Raw genomic sequence first — 19,010 nt, 5'->3', positions numbered from 1 at the left:
TGGTTCATATATACGCTTAGCTTAACTGCTCTTAATCATTACGGCTTTTGTTCATTGATATTTGGTATAATACTGACCTAACAAAGACCACTGTATATAAAGATCTTTGCTGGGCTAAGCGTTGATTATTAACACATTACAACGCTACATCAGCCAATAAAAAATCTACCGCAGCGGCGGCATGAATCGCCGTGGTATCAAATACAGGGATTGGGCTGTCGTCTTGCGTGATCAATAGACCAATCTCAGTACAACCTAGTATCACGCCCTCTGCTCCTTGCTCAGCAAGCTTAGTTATGACATCGATATAATATTGGCGTGAGCTGTCTTTGAACTCACCAACGCACAGCTCTTTTTTGATAATACGGTGTACTTCAGCACGCTCGTCCTCGGCAGGTATCAACACTTCTAATCCTGCATCAATCAGACGCTGCTTATAAAAATCTTGGGTCATCGTAAACTGCGTACCCAATAACGCTATTTTGCTAAGATTTTGTACTTTGATGGCATCGATAGTGGCGTCTGCAATATGAATCAACGGCAGATCAGTCGCCGCCTCTACATCGCCAAATAATTTGTGCATGGTGTTGGAGGCGATCATGATCCCTTGCGCGCCAGCCGCTTGTAGACGCTTGCCGCTACTCGCTATCATTGCGCCCAACTCGTTCCATTCACCCGTTTCTTGTAGCGTATTGATGGGGCCAAAATCGACGCTATAAATCAATAAATCTGCTGAATGTAATCCACCCAATTCAGCTTTGATGCCTTCATTAATGATGCGATAGTAACTTTCGGTACTCTCCCAACTCATACCGCCAATAATGCCGAGCGTTCGCTGTGCTTGGTCTGCCATTTTATTGTCCTATTTATCGTTTAGTCTTGGTTATCATAGATTATCGTCGCAAAATAGACTATAAATAATGAACTATTTTTCATTATTATTTTTAAGATATTACCTGCGAAACGAACGCTTTCAAATGGAAAATATGAAACATAGCCGTTATGATCAGGCAGCGATCAAGATATAACGAACCTAGGCATTGATAATAACGATTTTACCCGTCCGTCATCACGGCGTATCATGAGCACTGCTATCACTTGTAGGACAACCGAACATATGGCCAATTTTCCCACCATCAGAATACGCACCCGCCGCAAATACTATCGCCTTATCTTCACGGGTCTTATGGCATTGATGATGTCACTCATCATCTCAACCGTATTATTGCTTATAAAAGTGGGCTATATTGACGGTTTTTTTACCGAGCTACTACACTCATGGGGATTGGCCTTTATCGTGGCATGGCCCAGCGCGTATTTTTGTGCTTATATGGTGCAGGAGCATGTGCTCAGTAAGATTGAGTTTTATTGAAAATAAGGCTAGCGATACGGACGCTGAGACGGTGTTTTATAAAAGTACTCGTGCCTGTCCTTCCGCCAAAAAAAATACCAAAGATGATGTTATTCACCTTTGGTATTTTTTAATAAAGTAACTTAACACAGTTGTCTATTATTAAAGGACTGCTAACTTACGATACCGCGTTGACTTTGTTTTTTAGGCAAGCCACTCGGTGATTGATATTCCCTTCTAGTATAGGTTTGATCTGGGCACACTCCTCATCTGCTAGCGGACAGCGAGTCCGAAACGCACAGCCTGATGGCGGATTAATCGGACTTGGCAAATCGCCTTCTAATAGCTGAATGGTTTTATTGCGCTCGGCAATCGGATCGGGTAACGGTACAGCCGACATCAATGCTTGAGTATAAGGGTGGGTCGGATTGCCGTACACGGCTTTATTCACCCCAAGCTCAACGGCGTTGCCCAAGTACATGACCAGCACCCGATCAGCAATATGCTTGATCACCGACAAATCATGGGCAATAAAGATGAGCGCGAGTCCCATCTCTTCTTGGATGTCTTGCAACAAATTGATGACCTGCGCTTGAATAGACACATCAAGGGCGGAGACCGGCTCATCACAGATGATAATTTTGGGCTTTAAGATTAAAGCGCGGGCAATACCAATGCGCTGACACTGTCCACCTGAGAACTCATGCGGATACCGATTGATTTGATTGGGCAGTAGCCCAACCTTTTTCATAATCTCGCGTACTTCGCTTTGTACCTCAGACTTTTTCATTTTTGGATAATACGTACGTAGCGGTTCGGCAATGATATCGCCCACGGTCATGCGCGGATTTAGGGAGGCGAGCGGATCTTGAAAAATCATTTGAATGTCTTTACGCTTCATTCGCATGGTTTTTTTGGACGCCCCCACTAGCTCTTCCTCATTGAATAAGATGCTACCAGAATTGGCTTCAATCAAACCTACAATAGTACGAGCAAGGGTCGATTTGCCGCAGCCTGACTCCCCCACAACGCCCAATGTCTCGCCAGCAAATATCTCAAACGAGACGCCATTGACGGCTTTTAACGTCGCAGGCTTTTGCCAAAAGTAAGTGCCTTTTTGTTTGATATTAAAGGTGGTATGAACGTCACGCACTTTGAGTAACGGTGTTTTAGGCTGGGTCGCGCTGCTATTAGAAGTCTGTGTCATCATCGTCTACCCCTCTATCTCTGATTGATGATTGGCATGAATATCTACCGAGGTATCCGTTTCTGTTTCAGGATGCCAATGACAAGCGCGCTGACGATCGTGCGGCAAAAACTCGAGTGGCGGCGGTGTATCACGGCAGATATCCATCGCATGAGGGCAGCGCTCATAAAAAGGACAGCCTGCAGGCAAGTCCAATAAGTTTGGCGGACTACCGGGAATCGTCTCAAGCTTGCCGATTTCATTATCCAGACGCGGAATGGCTTTTAATAGTCCGATGGTATACGGATGGGTTGGGGTATAAAAAATCTCCTCCGTCTCGCCATAGGCCATCGTGCGACCCGCATACATCACAAGGACACGATCACAAATACCCGCCACTACGCCCAAATCATGGGTAATCATGATGATCGTTGTACCAAAATCGCGTTTTAGCTCATTCAATAGCACCATGATTTGCGCCTGCACCGTCACATCGAGTGCGGTGGTCGGTTCATCAGCAATCAACAACTTGGGGCGACAGAGTAATGCCATCGCAATCATGACTCGCTGACGCATACCGCCTGAAAACTCATGCGGATACATGCCAATGCGTTTTTTGGCCTCAGGGATTTTGACCGCATCTAACATGCGTATCGACTCTGCCCACGCGTCCTTTTTATTCATTCCTTTATGCAAGATCAATACTTCGGCAAGTTGATCGCCGATTTTCATATAAGGATTGAGTGACGTCATGGGATCTTGAAAAATCATCGCCACCTGCTCGGCACGGATTTTATTCAGTGCCTTTTGCGACAAGCTTAATAACTCATTACCTTGAAAGCGCACCGAGCCTTTGGCATGACCATTTTTTGCTAGCAGTCCCATAATGGCAAAAGCAGTCTGCGACTTGCCGGAGCCTGATTCGCCAACGATGCCTAAGGTTTCACCCTCATGCAGATCAAAATTTAACCCATTGACCGCTGTTACCAGACCATCCTCAGTCTTAAACTGAACGGACAAATCTTTTACTGCTAGCAAGGTGTTGGGAGGTGTAATGAGACTGTTATTAGAACCATCATTAAGATTGTTATTAATGGTGTTACTGAAATCTTTAGTTACCACGATGTCACTCTCCTAGCGGTCTTTAGGGTCAAACGCATCGCGTAGACCGTCGCCAATAAAGTTAAAGCAAAATAGCGTAATGACCAGAAAAGCCGACGGAATCAAAATCTGCCAAGGCGCGACTTGCATGGTACGAGAGCCTTCTTGCAGTAGTGCGCCCCAACTGGTCATCGGTTCTTGCACACCCAGTCCCAAAAAGCTCAAAAATGATTCAAACAAAATCATCGTCGGTACCAGTAGAGAGGCATAGATCACGACCACGCCAAGCACATTAGGCACGATATGACGCAGGATAATATTAAAGCCTGAGACACCGCCAACATGAGCCGCTTCAATGAACTCTTTGCTCTTGAGGCTGAGCGTCTGACCACGAACAATCCGAGCCACATCCAACCAAGACACCAGTCCAATAGCGACAAAGATTAAGATTAGGTTACGCCCAAATATCGTGACCAATAAAATCACAAAAAACATAAACGGAAAGGCGCTTAGAATCTCTAAGAACCGCATCATAATCATATCGACTTTGCCGCCAAGATAGCCTGACGTCGCGCCATAGACAGTACCAAAAAGCACGGCAACCGTTGCCCCCGCTATCCCGACCATCAAGGAGATACGACCACCAACAGCAGTACGCACCAATAAGTCGCGTCCGAGAGAGTCGGTACCAAAGTAATGCTTATTTTCGATAGAAGGCGCGGCTTGCATAAAGTTCCAGTCGGTTTCGGCATAACCAAAAGGGGCAAATAACGGGACAAATAGGACGAAAGCGCCAATCAGTAATAAAATAAAGAAGCTGGCAACCGCTGCCTTGTTTTGATAAAAACGTCGCCATGCATCTTGCCAAAGACTGCGGCCTTTAATCTCTTTCGCTGGCGACAGGATGATGTCGGTTGGCTGGTCTACAATAAGGCTCATAGTTGTCCTTGTAATAATCTACTTAAATAATAATTTGCCATATTTAATACTGAATCTTTGGGTCAATCATGGCGTATAAAATATCAACAATGGCATTGAACGTAATGGTCAGCACACCCACCAAAATCGTCAAACTAAGCACCACGCCATAATCGCGGTTGAGGGCGCCATTCACAAATAACTGCCCGATACCCGGCAAACCAAAAATGGTCTCAATCACAATAGAGCCGGTAATAATACCGACAAAGGCAGGGCCTAAATACGAAATCACAGGCAGCATCGCTGGTCTGAGCGCGTGCTTCATGACAATCCGGTGCATCGGTAAGCCTTTGGCTCTCGCCGTGCGAATATATTGGCTGTTCATTACCTCAATCATCGAACCGCGCATGATCCGCGCGATACTCGCCGTATAGGCCAGCGCTAAGGCGGTGACGGGTAATATAAGGTTTTGCAGTGCGCCATCATTCCACCCACCCGCTGGCAGCCAATGCAAAATGATCGCAAAGATGAGCACCAGTAATGGCGCTTTGACAAAGCTTGGAATCACAACCCCAGTCATTGCAAATGCCATCAGCACATAATCGAGCCATGAGTTTTGCTTCAGCGCTGCCAATACCCCAAATATCAGCCCCAAGACCAATGCTAATACAAACGCATAAATCCCAAGCTCCATAGACACTGGAAACGACTGGGACAATAGCTCATTGACCGTGTAGTCTTTATATTTAAAAGAAGGACCGAAATCGCCGACAGCAAGCTGCCCCAAATAATGGACATACTGCAACCATAAAGGATCATTAAGATTGTATTTGGCTTCGATATTGGCCAGTACGGCTGGTGATAAGGTACGCTCGCCTGAGAAAGGATTGCCTGGCGCTAAGCGCATCATAAAAAAGGAGACAGTGATCAAAACAAATAAGGTCGGAATGGCCTCTAAAATACGCCGAAAAATCAGTTTTAACATAAGACCTCTTTATGGAAGTGCCCCTTCATAAGCTTGATTAAAGCCGGAAGGATACAACAGATATAACATGCAGTAATTGCTTACTAACAATAGCAGCGCGTGCGATAAGCCCGCCGAAGCGGTCTACATCGCACTCACCTATTAAAATCCTGATTTATCAGTGTTTGGCGATGGACAAGTCTTTTGCCTGCCAATTGTCTAGGGCATCTTTTGTAGAAAAGCCAATGACATAAGGCTTAATGAGACGAGGGCTGACATAGTGATAGACATTCAATAAAGGCATGTCTTTGTCTAGCTCAGCCTCAGCTTTGTTGTATAAATCAACACGCTGCTCGGGCGTCACACCTGGTTTTAGTGTTTGTGCCATGAGACTGTCAAAGTTAGCATTGGAGTATTTGCCGTGGTTATTACTATTACCTGTTTTTACGATATTTAAGAAGGTTGATGCTTCGTTGTAATCACCACACCAGCCTGCACGCGCGATTTGATAGTTACCATTACGGCGCGTATCGAGGTAGGTTTTCCATTCTTTATTGATCAAACTGACATCGACAAAGCCAAGCGATTGTTTCCATAGCGAGGCGACGGCGAGCGCCGTTTTCTTATGCAGGTCATTGGTGTTGTATAGCAGCTCAAATTTTAGTGGATTGCTCTCGCTATAGCCTGCTTCATTCAGCAGCTTTTTGGCTTCTGCTAGACGCTTCTCTTTATCCCACGTTGACCACTCTGGCGTATTTTTTACATCACCATTGGTCGCAGTTGGTGTCAGCTGATAGGCTGCTGTCTGCCCTTGACCGATGACTTTATCGACCACTGTGTCACGATCTAATGCCAAGGCGAGCGCACGGCGCACTTTGACATCATCAAATGGTGGTTTGACGTTATTAAACTCGTAATAGTAGGTACATAGATAAGGAGAGACGGTGAGCTCATCACCAAGCTGTTCTTTGAGAGACGCAAACTGCTCAGTCGGAACTTCATTGTAGGTCATGTCAATCTCACCTGCCTGATAGCGCGCCACATCAGTGGTACTAGAAGGAATCGCGAGCATCGTGACAGTATCAATTTTGGTATTGGCGTCATCGTAATAAGCAGGGTTACGCGTTAGGACGATTTGATCGTTGACTTGCCACTTACTGACTTTGTATGGGCCGTTGACCACGATGTTGGCAGGGTCAGTCCATTTATCCCCAAACGCTTCGACATTCTTTTGGTTGACGGGCTTGACCGAGTTATGAATCATCATATCTGGAAAATAAGGCACAGGCTCTGATAATGTCACCTGCAGGGTCTTGTCATCGATGGCTTTGACACCAAGCGTGTCTATGCCCGCTTTGCCCTCAACGATTTGCTCAGCGCCCACGATTTTGGCATCGACTAAATAGCTCGAATAAGGGGAGGCAGTGTTTGGATCGACCAAACGGCGCAGACTATAGACAAAATCTTCTGCGGTTACAGGATCACCATTTGACCACTTGGCATCACGCAGTTTAAACGTCCATACTTTATTATCAGGACTCTCCCAACTGGTCGCCATACCCGGAATGGTCTTACCATCTGCATCGGTATTGGTTAGACCTTCAAACATCTGTCGGTCAATACCAGCTTCAGGAACCCCTGATACTTTGTGTGGATCCAGCGACTCTGGCTCGGCGGCATTATTGACAACCAATTCTTGCTTATCAGCCAATACATTTGGGTCAATATTTGAAGATTGAGTGGTTGTGCCATCGTTTGCAGACTTATCACTACAGCCAGTCACGAACATAGTCAGTGCTATACAAGTAGGCAAAAGTGCATATTTAAAAAGGTGGTTAGAGGCAGGTATCATATAACATCCTAGCGAATAGGTGGCTGGGCAGATTTACTCAGTTTTAGTAAGTCCATTTAATTTATCCGTATACTGATACTATCCACTTCATCAATCGCTATCACAATAGTCGCGGCAGGCAATGATTATCAAAGGTAAGAACTACTTTATCTCTCCTGAAACCATTGTTTTTCATAGGTTTAAAAGTTATATCTTCCGTTCTGTTTTCACAGTCTGCTTTTATATCGCTCATCGCTTGATACAACCATTGAGATGTAACCATTGAATCAAAATTGAAACTTAATACTGCTAATATGCATAAATATGGATAATATTCGGTAATATATTGGATAACCATTAGTAATGAAAAACAATATAAATGTCAACAATTTTTGGTGCGCTCTAGTGGCATATTGACGTGACAGGAGCATGAAAAAATCATTTTTTCTAGACAAAAATCAAATAGAATCTCGATTGTATTATGCATTTTTTGGTCATAATTTCACCGTTCATCAGCAATATAGTACCGCTCATAAACTTATCACTCAGACAATTTATTTGATATTTTTGCTCAGTATTTATTATTGTTAGTGCTGATTTTCAAAGGCTACTAGATAAAATTTCTAGAAAAATGTTGTAAATTTTACTTATAACATTGTTTTTAATAACTAATCACTGTCTATAAAATTGATGTAAAAATAACGGTATAGCAGCAATGCTAAAACAGTCTGGATATCCGAACTTATTTTCTATATTGCAGGCGTCTTATTCTTTTATTTTTCCTCTATTTATTTTTGTAAGACTGAGACAAAATCATGATGGAAATGCTAAATGGCAAAATATGTATATGCCAATATCTGTCAAGGTAATGACTGAGCATTCAATCTACCTGAAACAAAACCATACATAACGTCATCATCTATTTACTAGACGACCAGTCTATTGTTATCTATAGTATGACCCATACTGATTATATTTAAACCAGATCACACAGTACGACAGCTACACCATAACGTGGTGGTCTGGGTTCCAAACACATAACAACAAATAATTGATTAAGGATAACTTATGCGCGTTGCTACTTATGATCACTTTGGCAAACCTTCCGATGTACTGAGCGTGGGCGAACGTCCTATGCCGCAGCCTGCTGCCAACGAAGTACGTATCAAAACCATTCTCTCCCCCATTCATAACCACGATATGCTGACTGTCAGCGGCCAATACGGATACAAGCCAGAAATGCCAGCGGTTGGTGGTAGTGAAGCATTAGGAATTATTGATGCGGTCGGTGATGAGGTCACAGACTTAAGCGTCGGACAACGCGTGGCCTGTGCCAGTGTGCACGAAACGTGGGCAGAGTATTTCGTCGCCCCTGCCAACATGGTATTTGTCATCCCTGATAGCATCGAAGACGAACTGGCCGCTCAGCTGATTGCCATGCCGCTGTCTGCGTTAATGCTGCTAGAGTTTTTAGAAGTGGATAGCGGACAATGGATCATCCATAACGCGGCTAATGGCGCTGTTGGTAAAACACTAGCCATGCTGGCGGCGGCACGTGGTGTGAATACGATTAATCTCGTGCGTAGCAAAGACTCGTTAGAAGAGCTGACCGCGCTAGATATCAAAAACAATGTCGTCACTGCTGATGATGACTGGCAGGACCAAGTCCGCGCTATCATCGGTGAGGACAAGATCACGGCTGCGGTGGACTCGGTCGGTGGTGAATCAAGCAATGAGCTGCTATCGTTACTGGGTAGTAATGGCACTTTAGTCTCATTTGGTATTATGTCAGGCAAACCAATGCAACTCGACGCTGGTAGCCTGATCTTTAAGCAAGCGATTGTTAAAGGCTTCTGGGGCAGCAAAACCAGCCAAGAAATGGATCTGGACAACAAACAACGTCTGATTGATGAGCTACTAGAGCGCGCGACCAACGGCAATTTAAAATTACCGATTGAAGCGGTTTATGGGCTTGATGAGATTACCAAAGCCGTCTCAGGTGATGTGCAATCTGGCAAAAAAGGTAAGGTACTATTAAAACCTTAGTACCTTTAAAATACCGTCAAAACTATAATTCACACACTGACCTTTCAATGACTATTGTCATTAGAGATACGATAAAATAAGAAGAAGCCTATTTGTATTTATCCTAAAGTACAGTGGGCTTTTTTTGCTTTAGTGGCTTTGTAGTCATGAGATAATGAAGCATGTGATAGTTAAGCCATGACTTATGAACATCAACAATAAAACGTAATAGGGATATCACTATGTCAAACGAGAAAACGTTTAAAGCCCTAGTTGTCGAAGAAACCAGCGATGGCGAGTTCAAAAAAAGCATCCAAGAGCGCAATGTCAGTGACTTACCAGAGAACGACTTGCTCATCGAAGTGCATTATTCATCATTAAACTTCAAAGATGCCATGTCAGCCACGGGTAATAAAAGAATCACCAAGCAATACCCACACACTCCCGGTATCGACGCAGCTGGCGTGGTCGTCAGTGACAAATCAGGCACGTTTAGCGCAGGGCAAGAAGTATTGGTATTCGGCTATGATCTCGGTATGAATACCGATGGTGGTCTGGGGCAAATGATCTCTATACCAGCAGATTGGGCGCTGGCCTGTCCAGAAACGCTGATGCTAAAAGAAGCGATGACCTATGGTACTGGCGGCTTGACCGCAGCGCTCAGTGTGCAAAAGCTAGAGAAAATGGGCGCAAAACCCAGTGATGGTCCAGTCGCTGTGACTGGTGCAACGGGCGGCGTGGGTAGTATCAGTATCGCTATCCTCGCACAGCTCGGCTATGAGGTGATTGCCTTTTCAGGTAAGCCAGAACAGAGTGAGCATCTAAAAGAGCTGGGCGCGAGCGAAGTGCGCCATCGCGATACGATCAATGAAATCGGTAGCAAACCTATCGGCCGTGAGCTATGGGCCAACGCCATTGATACCATCGGCGGCGAATACCTATCTAACTTGCTTAAGCAAACCAAAGCGGGCGGCGCGGTGACCAGTTGCGGCTTAGCGGGTGGTGCGGAGTTTTCGATGACGGTCATGCCGTTTATCACTAGAGCGGTGTCACTACTGGGTATCGACTCGGTCTATATTCCACTAGCTGATAAAGAAGCCATTTGGCAGCGTGTCGCCACCGATATGAAACTGCCTAATCTAGAAAGCTATGGCGAAGAGATTATGCTAGAGCAAACGCCCGAGTACCTAGATCGCTTTATGTCGAGCAAAGTGGTTGGGCGTTATGTGGTGAATGTGAAGGGCTAACTCTTTAGCTTAGCAGTCAAATATTATAAAAAAGGCAGCATCTCTTTTGAGGTGCTGCTTTTTTTATGAGAATACTTTTAGCTATCATACTTCCAATGAAATAAGAGCTTTGCTAAAACTTTACTATCAAAACTACTGCCTAAAAATGATTTATAAGACTGTTTCTTATCTTTAAAAATTACTTTTAGCTCTTTATCACTTACATCATTATAAAACTCTGGAAAAGTGTCGAAATGGTTCATAAATACACCCCATTTGAATGCTAATTTAAAATCTTTCCACCCTTGTACATTGCCTCCATTATTGGGCTGTGCTAATGCTATTAGCATATAATCTTCTATGAATCTAATTTGATTATTACCTGCTGAATATCTAATGGTATCAAATGCTTTCCTCATACTTGCAAGGGATGATTCAAACTCTTTATTGCAAAAAGACTTCATACCATCTATCCAATGTACAAGCCAAGGATAAATGACATCATTGCCAACTCCGTAGTATTCGTTTAGCCATTGTTGATAATTATACTTTTGTTTCATCACACTGTAGCCTTCAATACAATTCTTTATATTTATCTCAAATTCATTATTATGAAGACTGTCGATAGTGACTAAATAGTCTTTGAAAGTTTTAATTACAAAGTTATTCGGTGACCTACTAATTTCTGGCAAAACGTTTATTTCTTCGGGAGAAAACTGAGCAAAATGCTCGTTCCACTTGTTAGTTATTTCAAAGAACATTGCTAACTTAGCCTTTCTTAATATCTGTTCGCTAGTTACTTCACCATTCTGTATATTACTATCCAACTCTAGAGAATCAAATGCCAAACAAGATATTTCATAGTCAATTTCGATCAATTCTAAATATGACTTCATTTTCACAAGAATCTTTAGTGCTTCTTTTATATCAGTATTCTCAAAAAGACTATCCAAGCAGTAAGTAGCGAACCTAGCAATAAATAAGAAAAATACATATCTATCTTTTTTGTCACTATCAATTTTGTGAGCTGTAAACGCCCTATGGAAAACATCTAAGATATTAGAAAATGGTGGTAGCTTAACAGTACCAGATAACCAATTTCTTACATTAGCTAAGTCCTGATCAATTTGATCAATACATTCATTAGTACTAAATTTAGAAGTGTCATGGAATACTTCTAGATTTTTGTCTTCACAGTCGTATATCCAATTCATAACTCGGGTTAAGGGCGTTGTATAGTCATACTCTAAGAACCAAAATTTGCCATTAGGTGGAAGAGAGATATTTAAGAAATTACTATAGTGCTGTGTGTATTTAAATATTGAGATAGTAGCTCTTTGTAGGAAAGCAGTATTGATCAGAAATGATAAAGATTCTTTCTTATCTAGATAAGTATGGTCGGTTAATACAGTTTGAGTATATACCTGAAATATCTCAATGAGTGGGTCAAACAATATATCACCATACATAGAGCTTGAAAACATACCGTTTATTGCTGACCTAAACCCATCAGCATGTTCTTCAAAATTCTTTAAGAAATCACCCTCTTCTTTAGCTACTCTATCTAAACTTCTATGTAAGCTTTTATTATGTATATTAAGGTCAACAATAGATTGTTTTTTTGACGGAATAATACCCGTTGCATTGTATAGAAATTTAAGCAGATCACCTTGCGATGGAAACTGAGCTAAAGCAGGCATAACAACTCCTAATAAAATTTTATATTATTAAATCTCAGGTTTTCTGAATACAGAAAGCCTGAGGGATTTAAAAACTGATTATAAAGATACTATAAAACCTATTTAGAGTTGGTTGGTTCATGATTAGGATTCAACTGATTAGCATGGTTGTCCTGAGCTTGTTGGTAAGTCTCATTCGTACCTGAAGTACCACCATTTGAATTCTCAATATCTGCTTCATGGTTGGGTGTTGAATTATTTGAGTTACTCATAGTATGTCCTTAATAAGTTAGTTATAAGTTGTTTTACTTACCAATGGGTAAGTAAGTTAACTATAAATAACCGTACTCAAAATAACCAATAATTCTGGCGACGTAAATTTACTATGCTTCTTATCCCTTTTAACTTAGACCCTAAACCAAAAAAAACACCCAACCAAATTGAGTGCTTTTTTATTGTTATATTGAACTAATCAGATTTTTAGTTTGCTCTGATTAAAAGTTACTCCCACTCAATCGTCGCAGGTGGCTTGCTCGACACATCATAAGTCACGCGTGACACATCAGCGATTTCATTCATGATGCGGTTCGATACCGTCTCGATCAAATCATACGGCAAGTGCGCAAAGCGTGCGGTCATAAAGTCCACGGTCTCAACGGCACGCAGCGCAATCACCCACGCGTAGCGGCGACCATCACCGACCACGCCGACTGATTTGATTGGTTGGAACACGGCAAAGGCTTGCGCCGTCTTGTCATACCAGCCTGAACGCTCAAGCTCTTGCATAAAGATCGCATCAGCCAGACGCAAGACATCGGCGTATTCTTTTTTGACTTCGCCGAGGATTCGCACGCCCAAACCTGGACCTGGGAACGGATGACGATAGATCATTTTTGCTGGTAAGCCTAAGGTAATACCAAGCTTGCGCACTTCATCTTTGAACAAATCACGTAACGGCTCAATCAGTTTAAATGCCAAGTCATCTGGCAAACCGCCTACGTTATGATGGCTCTTAATGACGTGTGCTTTGCCTTGATGTGATTTAGCAGATTCGATCACGTCTGGGTAAATCGTACCCTGTGCTAAGAACTCAACGACTTTACCATCGCTTTGCTCGCTCACTTGACGCGCACTATCAGCGAATACGTCAATGAAAGTTTTGCCAATGATTTTGCGTTTTTTCTCTGGATCAGACTCGCCTGCTAGCGCATCCAAGAATAAATCTTCAGCATCAACACGGATGACTTTGACGCCCATGTTTTCTGCAAAAACTTGCATGACCTGATCGCCTTCATGCAGACGCAAAAGACCATTATCAACGAACACACAAGTCAGCTGATCGCCGATGGCTTTGTGCAATAGTGCTGCAACGACTGAGCTGTCCACACCACCCGATAGTCCGAGCAATACTTGCTTGTCACCGATTTGCTCTTTTAGCTGCGCGATACGCATATCAGCGATATTATCTGGCGTCCACTCACCAGCACAATCGCAAATCTGATGAACAAAACGACCAAGCAGCGCTTGACCTTGTAGCGTATGCGTGACTTCTGGATGGAACTGTAGGCCGTAGTATTGCTTATCATCATTGGCCATAATCGCAATCGGGCAGCTTGGCGTACTAGCGATGATGTCAAAGCCTTCAGGTACTTCGATGACTTTGTCACCATGACTCATCCAAACGTTTAGCTTGGCAGCCGCGCCGTCAGTCTTGCTGTCTTCGATACCGTCAGTCAGCTGCGAGTGACCATTTACTTCGATGGTCGCCGCACCAAACTCATGAATATCGCTGGCATGAACCTGCCCGCCAAAACGATCTGCCATCGCTTGCATACCGTAGCAAATACCCAATACAGGCACGCCTAGGTCAAACACCGCGTCATTGATACGCGGGCTGTTGTCTGCATGGACGCTCTCAGGGCCACCCGATAGGATGACGCCTTTTGCGCCAAAATCGATGATGCGCTGAGTGTCGATGTCATAAGGGAACATCTCACAAAACACCCCAGAATCGCGCACACGGCGGGCGATTAACTGACTGTATTGCGAGCCAAAATCGAGTATTAAAATGCGGTCTTGCTTGATAGTTGGCGTCGATGATGCGGTCGTCATAAGGTGAGTATCCATCAATAAAAAAATTGGTGCCTTATTTTAACAAGTTTCGGGGCAATGATGGCGATTGACGTGCGGTTTATTCGCAACTATTTTATTGGTGACTTACATTTAGAATGGATAATCCTACCGCTGCATACCAAATATGGCATCTCATTATCGTTATATGGTATAAAAAATACAGTACGGTGACATGGACATTGTTATCGTGGACGCTGTTATCGTACAAGTGTGCGATATGGGAGGGACTTTACATTATGTTCGCGTTTGATTTAAACCTCAAACTACTGGCCTATCATGCCATGCAGCTGAGTATCGCCTTTATACTGTCGCTGCCCATTGCGCTCAATCATGAGTTTCAAGACAATGGCGCAGGCCTGCGTACTTTTCCTTTGGTTACCATTGCCTCATGCGCCTTTATGCTGGTAGGGATGGATATCTATGACAGCCCCGATGCCCAAGCACGCATTATGTATGGCATCATCACTGGTATGGGCTTTATTGGCGGCGGCGCGATTGTCAAAAACAAAGATGGCGCAGAAGGCACCGCGACGGCCGCAGGACTTTGGAACACTGGCGCGATCGGTATCTCAGTGGCTTACGCTCGCTACGAAATCGCCATCATTTTATCTGTGGTGGGATTTTTAATATTGCAATTTTCTACACCATTTAAAACCAAAGCCAAGCATAAAGACAAATCTTAACTCTTTCTACTCTTCGATTTGCCAACTATCCATCTACTTTAGCTTCAGACAGAATATCATCTGCTAACCACCCTTTTTTCAGTAATATTAACTTCAATTTACCACGCTGCTCTCCTTTGATTACTTTCCTGCGCGCATTTTATTGCTATTAAATATCATTTATTTTACACCCCTTACTATTAAGTATTTTTACACAGCTCAGTATCCATAAGGTCTGAAATCCCTTACGAAAACTACGTGTTTTTTGTTGAATAATTAGACTGTAACTTTTTGAAAGCAGACGTTAATTATCAGTCGAACTTTGTTACGTAATCATGTAGATTATAAATGTGGATGCCAAAAACACCAGTAAAACACATGGACAAGCGGTGTATTGCCTTGTGAAAAAAAACAAGCGATTTTAGCAGCTTATATCCCTGGTTTATCCACCCAACTGGCACTATCGCAGCAGGGTAGCGAGTAGACTAATTGTGATATTGCTACATTGAGACTCGGTAACACAGTTGAGACTTGCTTGCCTCATCAATAGCAGTACAGGCAGTCAATTGTTCGGTTATTTGCAAAAAAACAAATGAATAACCTATTTAATAATAAATGTTGCTGCCGTATTTTTTATCGACACCATCAAGCCCTAACGTTTCTAAAAAAAGGATGAAGAAATGAAAAAAATGGACTTCTTACCGCGCTCTGCTCTAAAGCTTAGTACTCTCACCTTAGCCATTGCCGCCGCTGCATCTTTTGCCACTACCAGCACCATGGCAGCTGAATGTCGACTTGATAATGGCACTAATGGAGGCGCAACTAGTAGTGGTGCCACAGCACTCGCTTGTGGTAATAACGCGGTCGCTGGTGGTACGAACGACACAGTAGCCATCGGTAATGCAGCAAGTACCACTGGCAACTCTACTACCGCGGTTGGCGGTGAGGCTTTCACTGGCACAGTAGCCGCAGGTACAGACTTAAATGGAGGTGCTCTGACCTCTACAGGTGGTACGCCGGGAGCGACTGCCGTTGGTTGGCGTGCTACGGCGACCGCAGAAAGAGCCACTGCAGTTGGTCATTTAGCCAGTGCTTCCGGCGTTCGTTCTACAGCTGTTGGTGAAGACGCTTTTGCTGGTGGTGCCAACGATACTGTGGCTGTTGGTAACAGAGCTCAAGCCAATGGTAATTCGACCACTGTATTGGGCGGTGAGGCCTTTACTGGCACAGTAGCGGCAGGCACTGACCTAAATGCTGGTGAATTGATATCGACAGGCGAAACGCCGGGGGCGACTGCCATCGGTTGGCGCGCTACAGCGACCGCAGAAAGAGCCACCGCAGTTGGTCATTTAGCCAGTGCTTCTGGCCTGCGCTCAACCGCCTTGGGTGAAGATGCCAGCGCCAGCGCTAGCAACGCTATTGCTATCGGTAATCAATCAGTGGCTTCAGGTCTGGATGCCGTGGCATTAGGTGGGGACAGAAGTGGCGTACGTCAAACGACTGCCTCTGGAACATCGTCCACCGCCATCGGTGCGCAAGCTCAAGCCACTCAAGCAGGTGCAACTGCAATCGGCTGGCAATCAACTGCGAGCGGTGTCCGTGCCCAAGCCTTTGGTCATATAGCTTCGGCAACGGGCGAGCGCTCGACCGCAGTTGGTGAGGCAGCATCTGCACAAGGCGAACGCTCTGTGGCGATAGGTAATGAAGCGGTTGCTGGCGGCGCTAACGATACCGTGGCTATCGGTAACAACACGCAAGCGAACGGTAATTCAACCACTGTATTGGGCGGCGAGGCTTTTACTGGCACAGTAGCGGCAGGCACTGACCTAAATGCTGGTAACCTGACATCGACAGGCGAAACAGCGGGAGCAACCGCCGTCGGTTGGCGAGCAACAGCGACTGCAGAAAGAGCTCAAGCGTTTGGTCATCTAGCCAGCGCTTCTGGCGAGCGTTCACTTGCGGTGGGTGAAGATGCTGCTGCACAGGGCGAGCGCTCTGTCGCGCTAGGCAACCAATCAGTGGCAGGCGGTTTAAATAGTATCGCTATTGGTAACGGCGCAACGGCAGCAGCTGACAATCAGATCGTCTTGGGCAATGCAGGTCAACTGCAAGCCAGTACCGCAACACAGACAGGCACGACCAATCTTGTCACAACTGATGCCAACGGTACATTAGGTACCAGTGTCAGCGTAGACTCACTAGCAACCTCTAGACAATTCAACGACTTACGTAGTCGATATGATCGTCAAGAAGATCGCTTGGATGAAGCCGAAGACGGTATCGCGATGGCACTGTCTCTAGAGACGCCAGTGATTCCTGCTGGTAAGCGCTATGCCATGTCATTTGGTACCGGCTATTACAATAGTAGCTCAGCACTGAGTACTTCATTTGCTGGCAGAATGAGCGATAGCATGACCATTTCGGCCGGTGCAGGTGTCGGGCTTGATACTGGAAAAGTAGGCGCTCGCGGCGGTGTCACTTTTGCTTGGTAATTCATTTACGTAGTAACTGCTCATAAATATCTACTGCCGCCTTGAGCTTATATAAGCAGAGCGCAGTAGATATCACTGAAATTTCTCCAACCAATTAAAATGTATATAAACTCGCCTAAACAAGTCTTAATAAGTATCTAACTGGATTATTCTACGAGACTTTGATATTTAAAAAAACAGGATAAAAAATTATGAAAATGGAATTCTCATCACGTTCAGCGCTAAAGATCAGTACACTCGCTCTAGCAGTCGCCGCAGCGTCTTTTAGCACTACCGCCGTGATGGCAGCTGATGGCAGCACGATGGCTCTGGCCTATGGCAATCAAGCTATGGCAGGCGGCACCAATGATACGGTTGCACTCGGTAGTCAAGCAAATGCCGGTATGAACTCTGCAACCGCTGTTGGTGGTCAAGCCAATGCAGCAGGTCTAGGCTCCACCTCGATTGGTTGGCAATCAAAAGCCACCGCTGAACGTGCTCAAGCATTCGGTCATTTAGCCAATGCTAGCGGTGTGCGTGCAACCGCCGTTGGTGAAGCGGCAATGGCAGGCGGAACGAATGATACCGTCGCTGTCGGTAACCAAGCAAGTGCAGGTATGAATTCAGCGACTGCGGTCGGTGGTCAAGCCAATGCAGCAGGTCTAGGTTCAACCTCGATTGGTTGGCAATCAAAAGCCACCGCTGAGCGCGCTCAAGCATTCGGCCACTTAGCCAATGCTAGCGGTGTGCGTGCAACGGCAGTGGGTGAAGCCGCAATGGCAGGCGGAACCAACGATACAGTCGCTGTCGGTAATCAAGCAAATGCAGGTACGAACTCTGCGACTGCTATCGGCGGTCAAGCCAATTCGGCAGGTTTGGGTTCAACCTCTATCGGTTGGCAGTCAAAAGCCACGGGGGAACGTGCGCAAGCGTTTGGTCACCTAGCCAATGCCAGTGGTATGCGTGCAACGGCTGTTGGTGAAGCGGCCGCCGCAGAAGGCGAAGCTTCTATTGCGATTGGTAATATTTCAATGGCTAGTGGCTTAAATAGTATCGCTATTGGTAATGGCGTAAAAGCCACTAATAAGCATCAGGTCGTATTGGGTAACGCAGGCCAAGTGAAATCCAGTACCGCCTCACAGACAGGTCAAGTCAGTATCGTAACGATTGATGAAAATGGCACATTAGGCACCATGCTTGTTGACTATTATAAGTCTGCTCAATAATACGAGAAAAACTACCGCTCATTCCATAAACAATAAAAACCCCGCCATCTGAACTGCCCCCCAAAACTTGGACGGTTTAGTTTACCCCAAGGACTGAGTTCTGTATTGCACAGGACTCAGTCCTTTTAGTTTCAATTGAATACGCTCATTGTTGTAATAATGAATGTACTCATGGATTTGTTGCTCTAACTGCTCAATGGTTTGAGGTTTTTCAATGTAAATGGTCTCGCACTTTAA

The 19,010-nt window shown here is 44.6% G+C and carries 16 protein-coding genes; 6 read left to right on the top strand and 10 right to left on the bottom strand.

Annotated elements, in window-relative coordinates; all coding sequences use genetic code 11:
• Positions 1–136 precede the first annotated feature (136 nt).
• Positions 137–853: an aspartate/glutamate racemase family protein gene (locus ACHUET_RS00080; protein ID WP_394209657.1), complete on the bottom strand. Its 717-nt coding sequence runs from the start codon at positions 851–853 to the stop codon at positions 137–139.
• 264 nt (positions 854–1,117) lie between these two features.
• On the opposite strand from ACHUET_RS00080, the gene ACHUET_RS00075 reads away from it, so the two are divergent.
• Complete coding sequence (locus tag ACHUET_RS00075) at positions 1,118–1,372, top strand: DUF2798 domain-containing protein (RefSeq protein WP_394209655.1); 255 nt, start codon at positions 1,118–1,120, stop codon at positions 1,370–1,372.
• 157 nt (positions 1,373–1,529) lie between these two features.
• Here the strand turns inward: ACHUET_RS00075 and oppF are convergent, their stop codons facing one another.
• The 5 genes from oppF to ACHUET_RS00050 all read right to left on the bottom strand — a co-directional run bounded on the left by oppF (position 1,530) and on the right by ACHUET_RS00050 (position 7,372).
• Positions 1,530–2,561 carry a murein tripeptide/oligopeptide ABC transporter ATP binding protein OppF gene (gene oppF, locus ACHUET_RS00070; RefSeq protein ID WP_463555488.1) on the bottom strand — a complete coding sequence of 344 codons (1,032 nt, stop codon included), beginning with the start codon at positions 2,559–2,561 and terminating at the stop codon, positions 1,530–1,532.
• 3 nt (positions 2,562–2,564) lie between these two features.
• Entirely contained in the window at positions 2,565–3,659 is a 1,095-nt protein-coding gene (gene oppD / locus ACHUET_RS00065) for an oligopeptide ABC transporter ATP-binding protein OppD (protein WP_463555486.1), read from the bottom strand.
• Positions 3,660–3,671: 12 nt separating this feature from the next.
• A complete protein-coding gene (gene oppC, locus ACHUET_RS00060) occupies positions 3,672–4,577 on the bottom strand; it encodes an oligopeptide ABC transporter permease OppC (protein ID WP_087041773.1) in 906 nt (301 codons plus the stop codon).
• Positions 4,578–4,620: 43 nt separating this feature from the next.
• Complete coding sequence (oppB, locus tag ACHUET_RS00055) at positions 4,621–5,541, bottom strand: oligopeptide ABC transporter permease OppB (protein WP_394209653.1); 921 nt, start codon at positions 5,539–5,541, stop codon at positions 4,621–4,623.
• A 157-nt stretch (positions 5,542–5,698) separates the two neighbouring features.
• The gene (locus ACHUET_RS00050; protein ID WP_394209651.1) at positions 5,699–7,372 is read right to left on the bottom strand and encodes an ABC transporter substrate-binding protein; all 1,674 of its coding nucleotides are present in this window, start codon (positions 7,370–7,372) and stop codon (positions 5,699–5,701) included.
• A gap of 1,047 nt (positions 7,373–8,419) precedes the next feature.
• Between ACHUET_RS00050 and ACHUET_RS00045 the strand changes: the two genes are divergently transcribed.
• Positions 8,420–9,397 (top strand): zinc-binding dehydrogenase, encoded by a 978-nt coding sequence (locus tag ACHUET_RS00045; RefSeq protein WP_394209649.1) that lies wholly within the window; start codon positions 8,420–8,422, stop codon positions 9,395–9,397.
• Positions 9,398–9,618: 221 nt separating this feature from the next.
• Entirely contained in the window at positions 9,619–10,623 is a 1,005-nt protein-coding gene (locus tag ACHUET_RS00040) for a YhdH/YhfP family quinone oxidoreductase (protein WP_394209647.1), read from the top strand.
• A gap of 77 nt (positions 10,624–10,700) precedes the next feature.
• Here ACHUET_RS00040 and ACHUET_RS00035 read toward each other — a convergent pair whose 3' ends face one another.
• From ACHUET_RS00035 to guaA, 3 genes are all read right to left on the bottom strand, one after another.
• Positions 10,701–12,302 (bottom strand): hypothetical protein, encoded by a 1,602-nt coding sequence (locus tag ACHUET_RS00035; protein WP_394209645.1) that lies wholly within the window; start codon positions 12,300–12,302, stop codon positions 10,701–10,703.
• 98 nt (positions 12,303–12,400) lie between these two features.
• Complete coding sequence (locus ACHUET_RS00030) at positions 12,401–12,553, bottom strand: hypothetical protein (RefSeq protein WP_394209643.1); 153 nt, start codon at positions 12,551–12,553, stop codon at positions 12,401–12,403.
• Between the two features lie 229 nt (positions 12,554–12,782).
• Positions 12,783–14,393: a glutamine-hydrolyzing GMP synthase gene (guaA, locus tag ACHUET_RS00025; protein WP_394209641.1), complete on the bottom strand. Its 1,611-nt coding sequence runs from the start codon at positions 14,391–14,393 to the stop codon at positions 12,783–12,785.
• A 257-nt stretch (positions 14,394–14,650) separates the two neighbouring features.
• On the opposite strand from guaA, the gene ACHUET_RS00020 reads away from it, so the two are divergent.
• From ACHUET_RS00020 to ACHUET_RS00010, 3 genes are all read left to right on the top strand, one after another.
• Complete coding sequence (locus tag ACHUET_RS00020) at positions 14,651–15,097, top strand: MgtC/SapB family protein (protein WP_394209639.1); 447 nt, start codon at positions 14,651–14,653, stop codon at positions 15,095–15,097.
• A 659-nt stretch (positions 15,098–15,756) separates the two neighbouring features.
• The gene (locus ACHUET_RS00015; protein ID WP_394209637.1) at positions 15,757–17,568 is read left to right on the top strand and encodes a YadA-like family protein; all 1,812 of its coding nucleotides are present in this window, start codon (positions 15,757–15,759) and stop codon (positions 17,566–17,568) included.
• A gap of 191 nt (positions 17,569–17,759) precedes the next feature.
• The gene (locus ACHUET_RS00010) at positions 17,760–18,773 is read left to right on the top strand and encodes a hypothetical protein (RefSeq protein WP_394209636.1); all 1,014 of its coding nucleotides are present in this window, start codon (positions 17,760–17,762) and stop codon (positions 18,771–18,773) included.
• An 81-nt stretch (positions 18,774–18,854) separates the two neighbouring features.
• On the opposite strand, the gene ACHUET_RS00005 is transcribed toward ACHUET_RS00010, so the two are convergent.
• The coding region (locus tag ACHUET_RS00005; protein ID WP_394210314.1) for an IS3 family transposase at positions 18,855–19,010 on the bottom strand (156 nt) is incomplete at its 5' end.

It is taken from the genome of Psychrobacter piscatorii (assembly GCF_043641605.1).
In the GTDB taxonomy this organism is placed as follows: domain Bacteria; phylum Pseudomonadota; class Gammaproteobacteria; order Pseudomonadales; family Moraxellaceae; genus Psychrobacter; species Psychrobacter piscatorii_C.
This window is presented reverse-complemented; position numbering and strand designations above follow the sequence as displayed.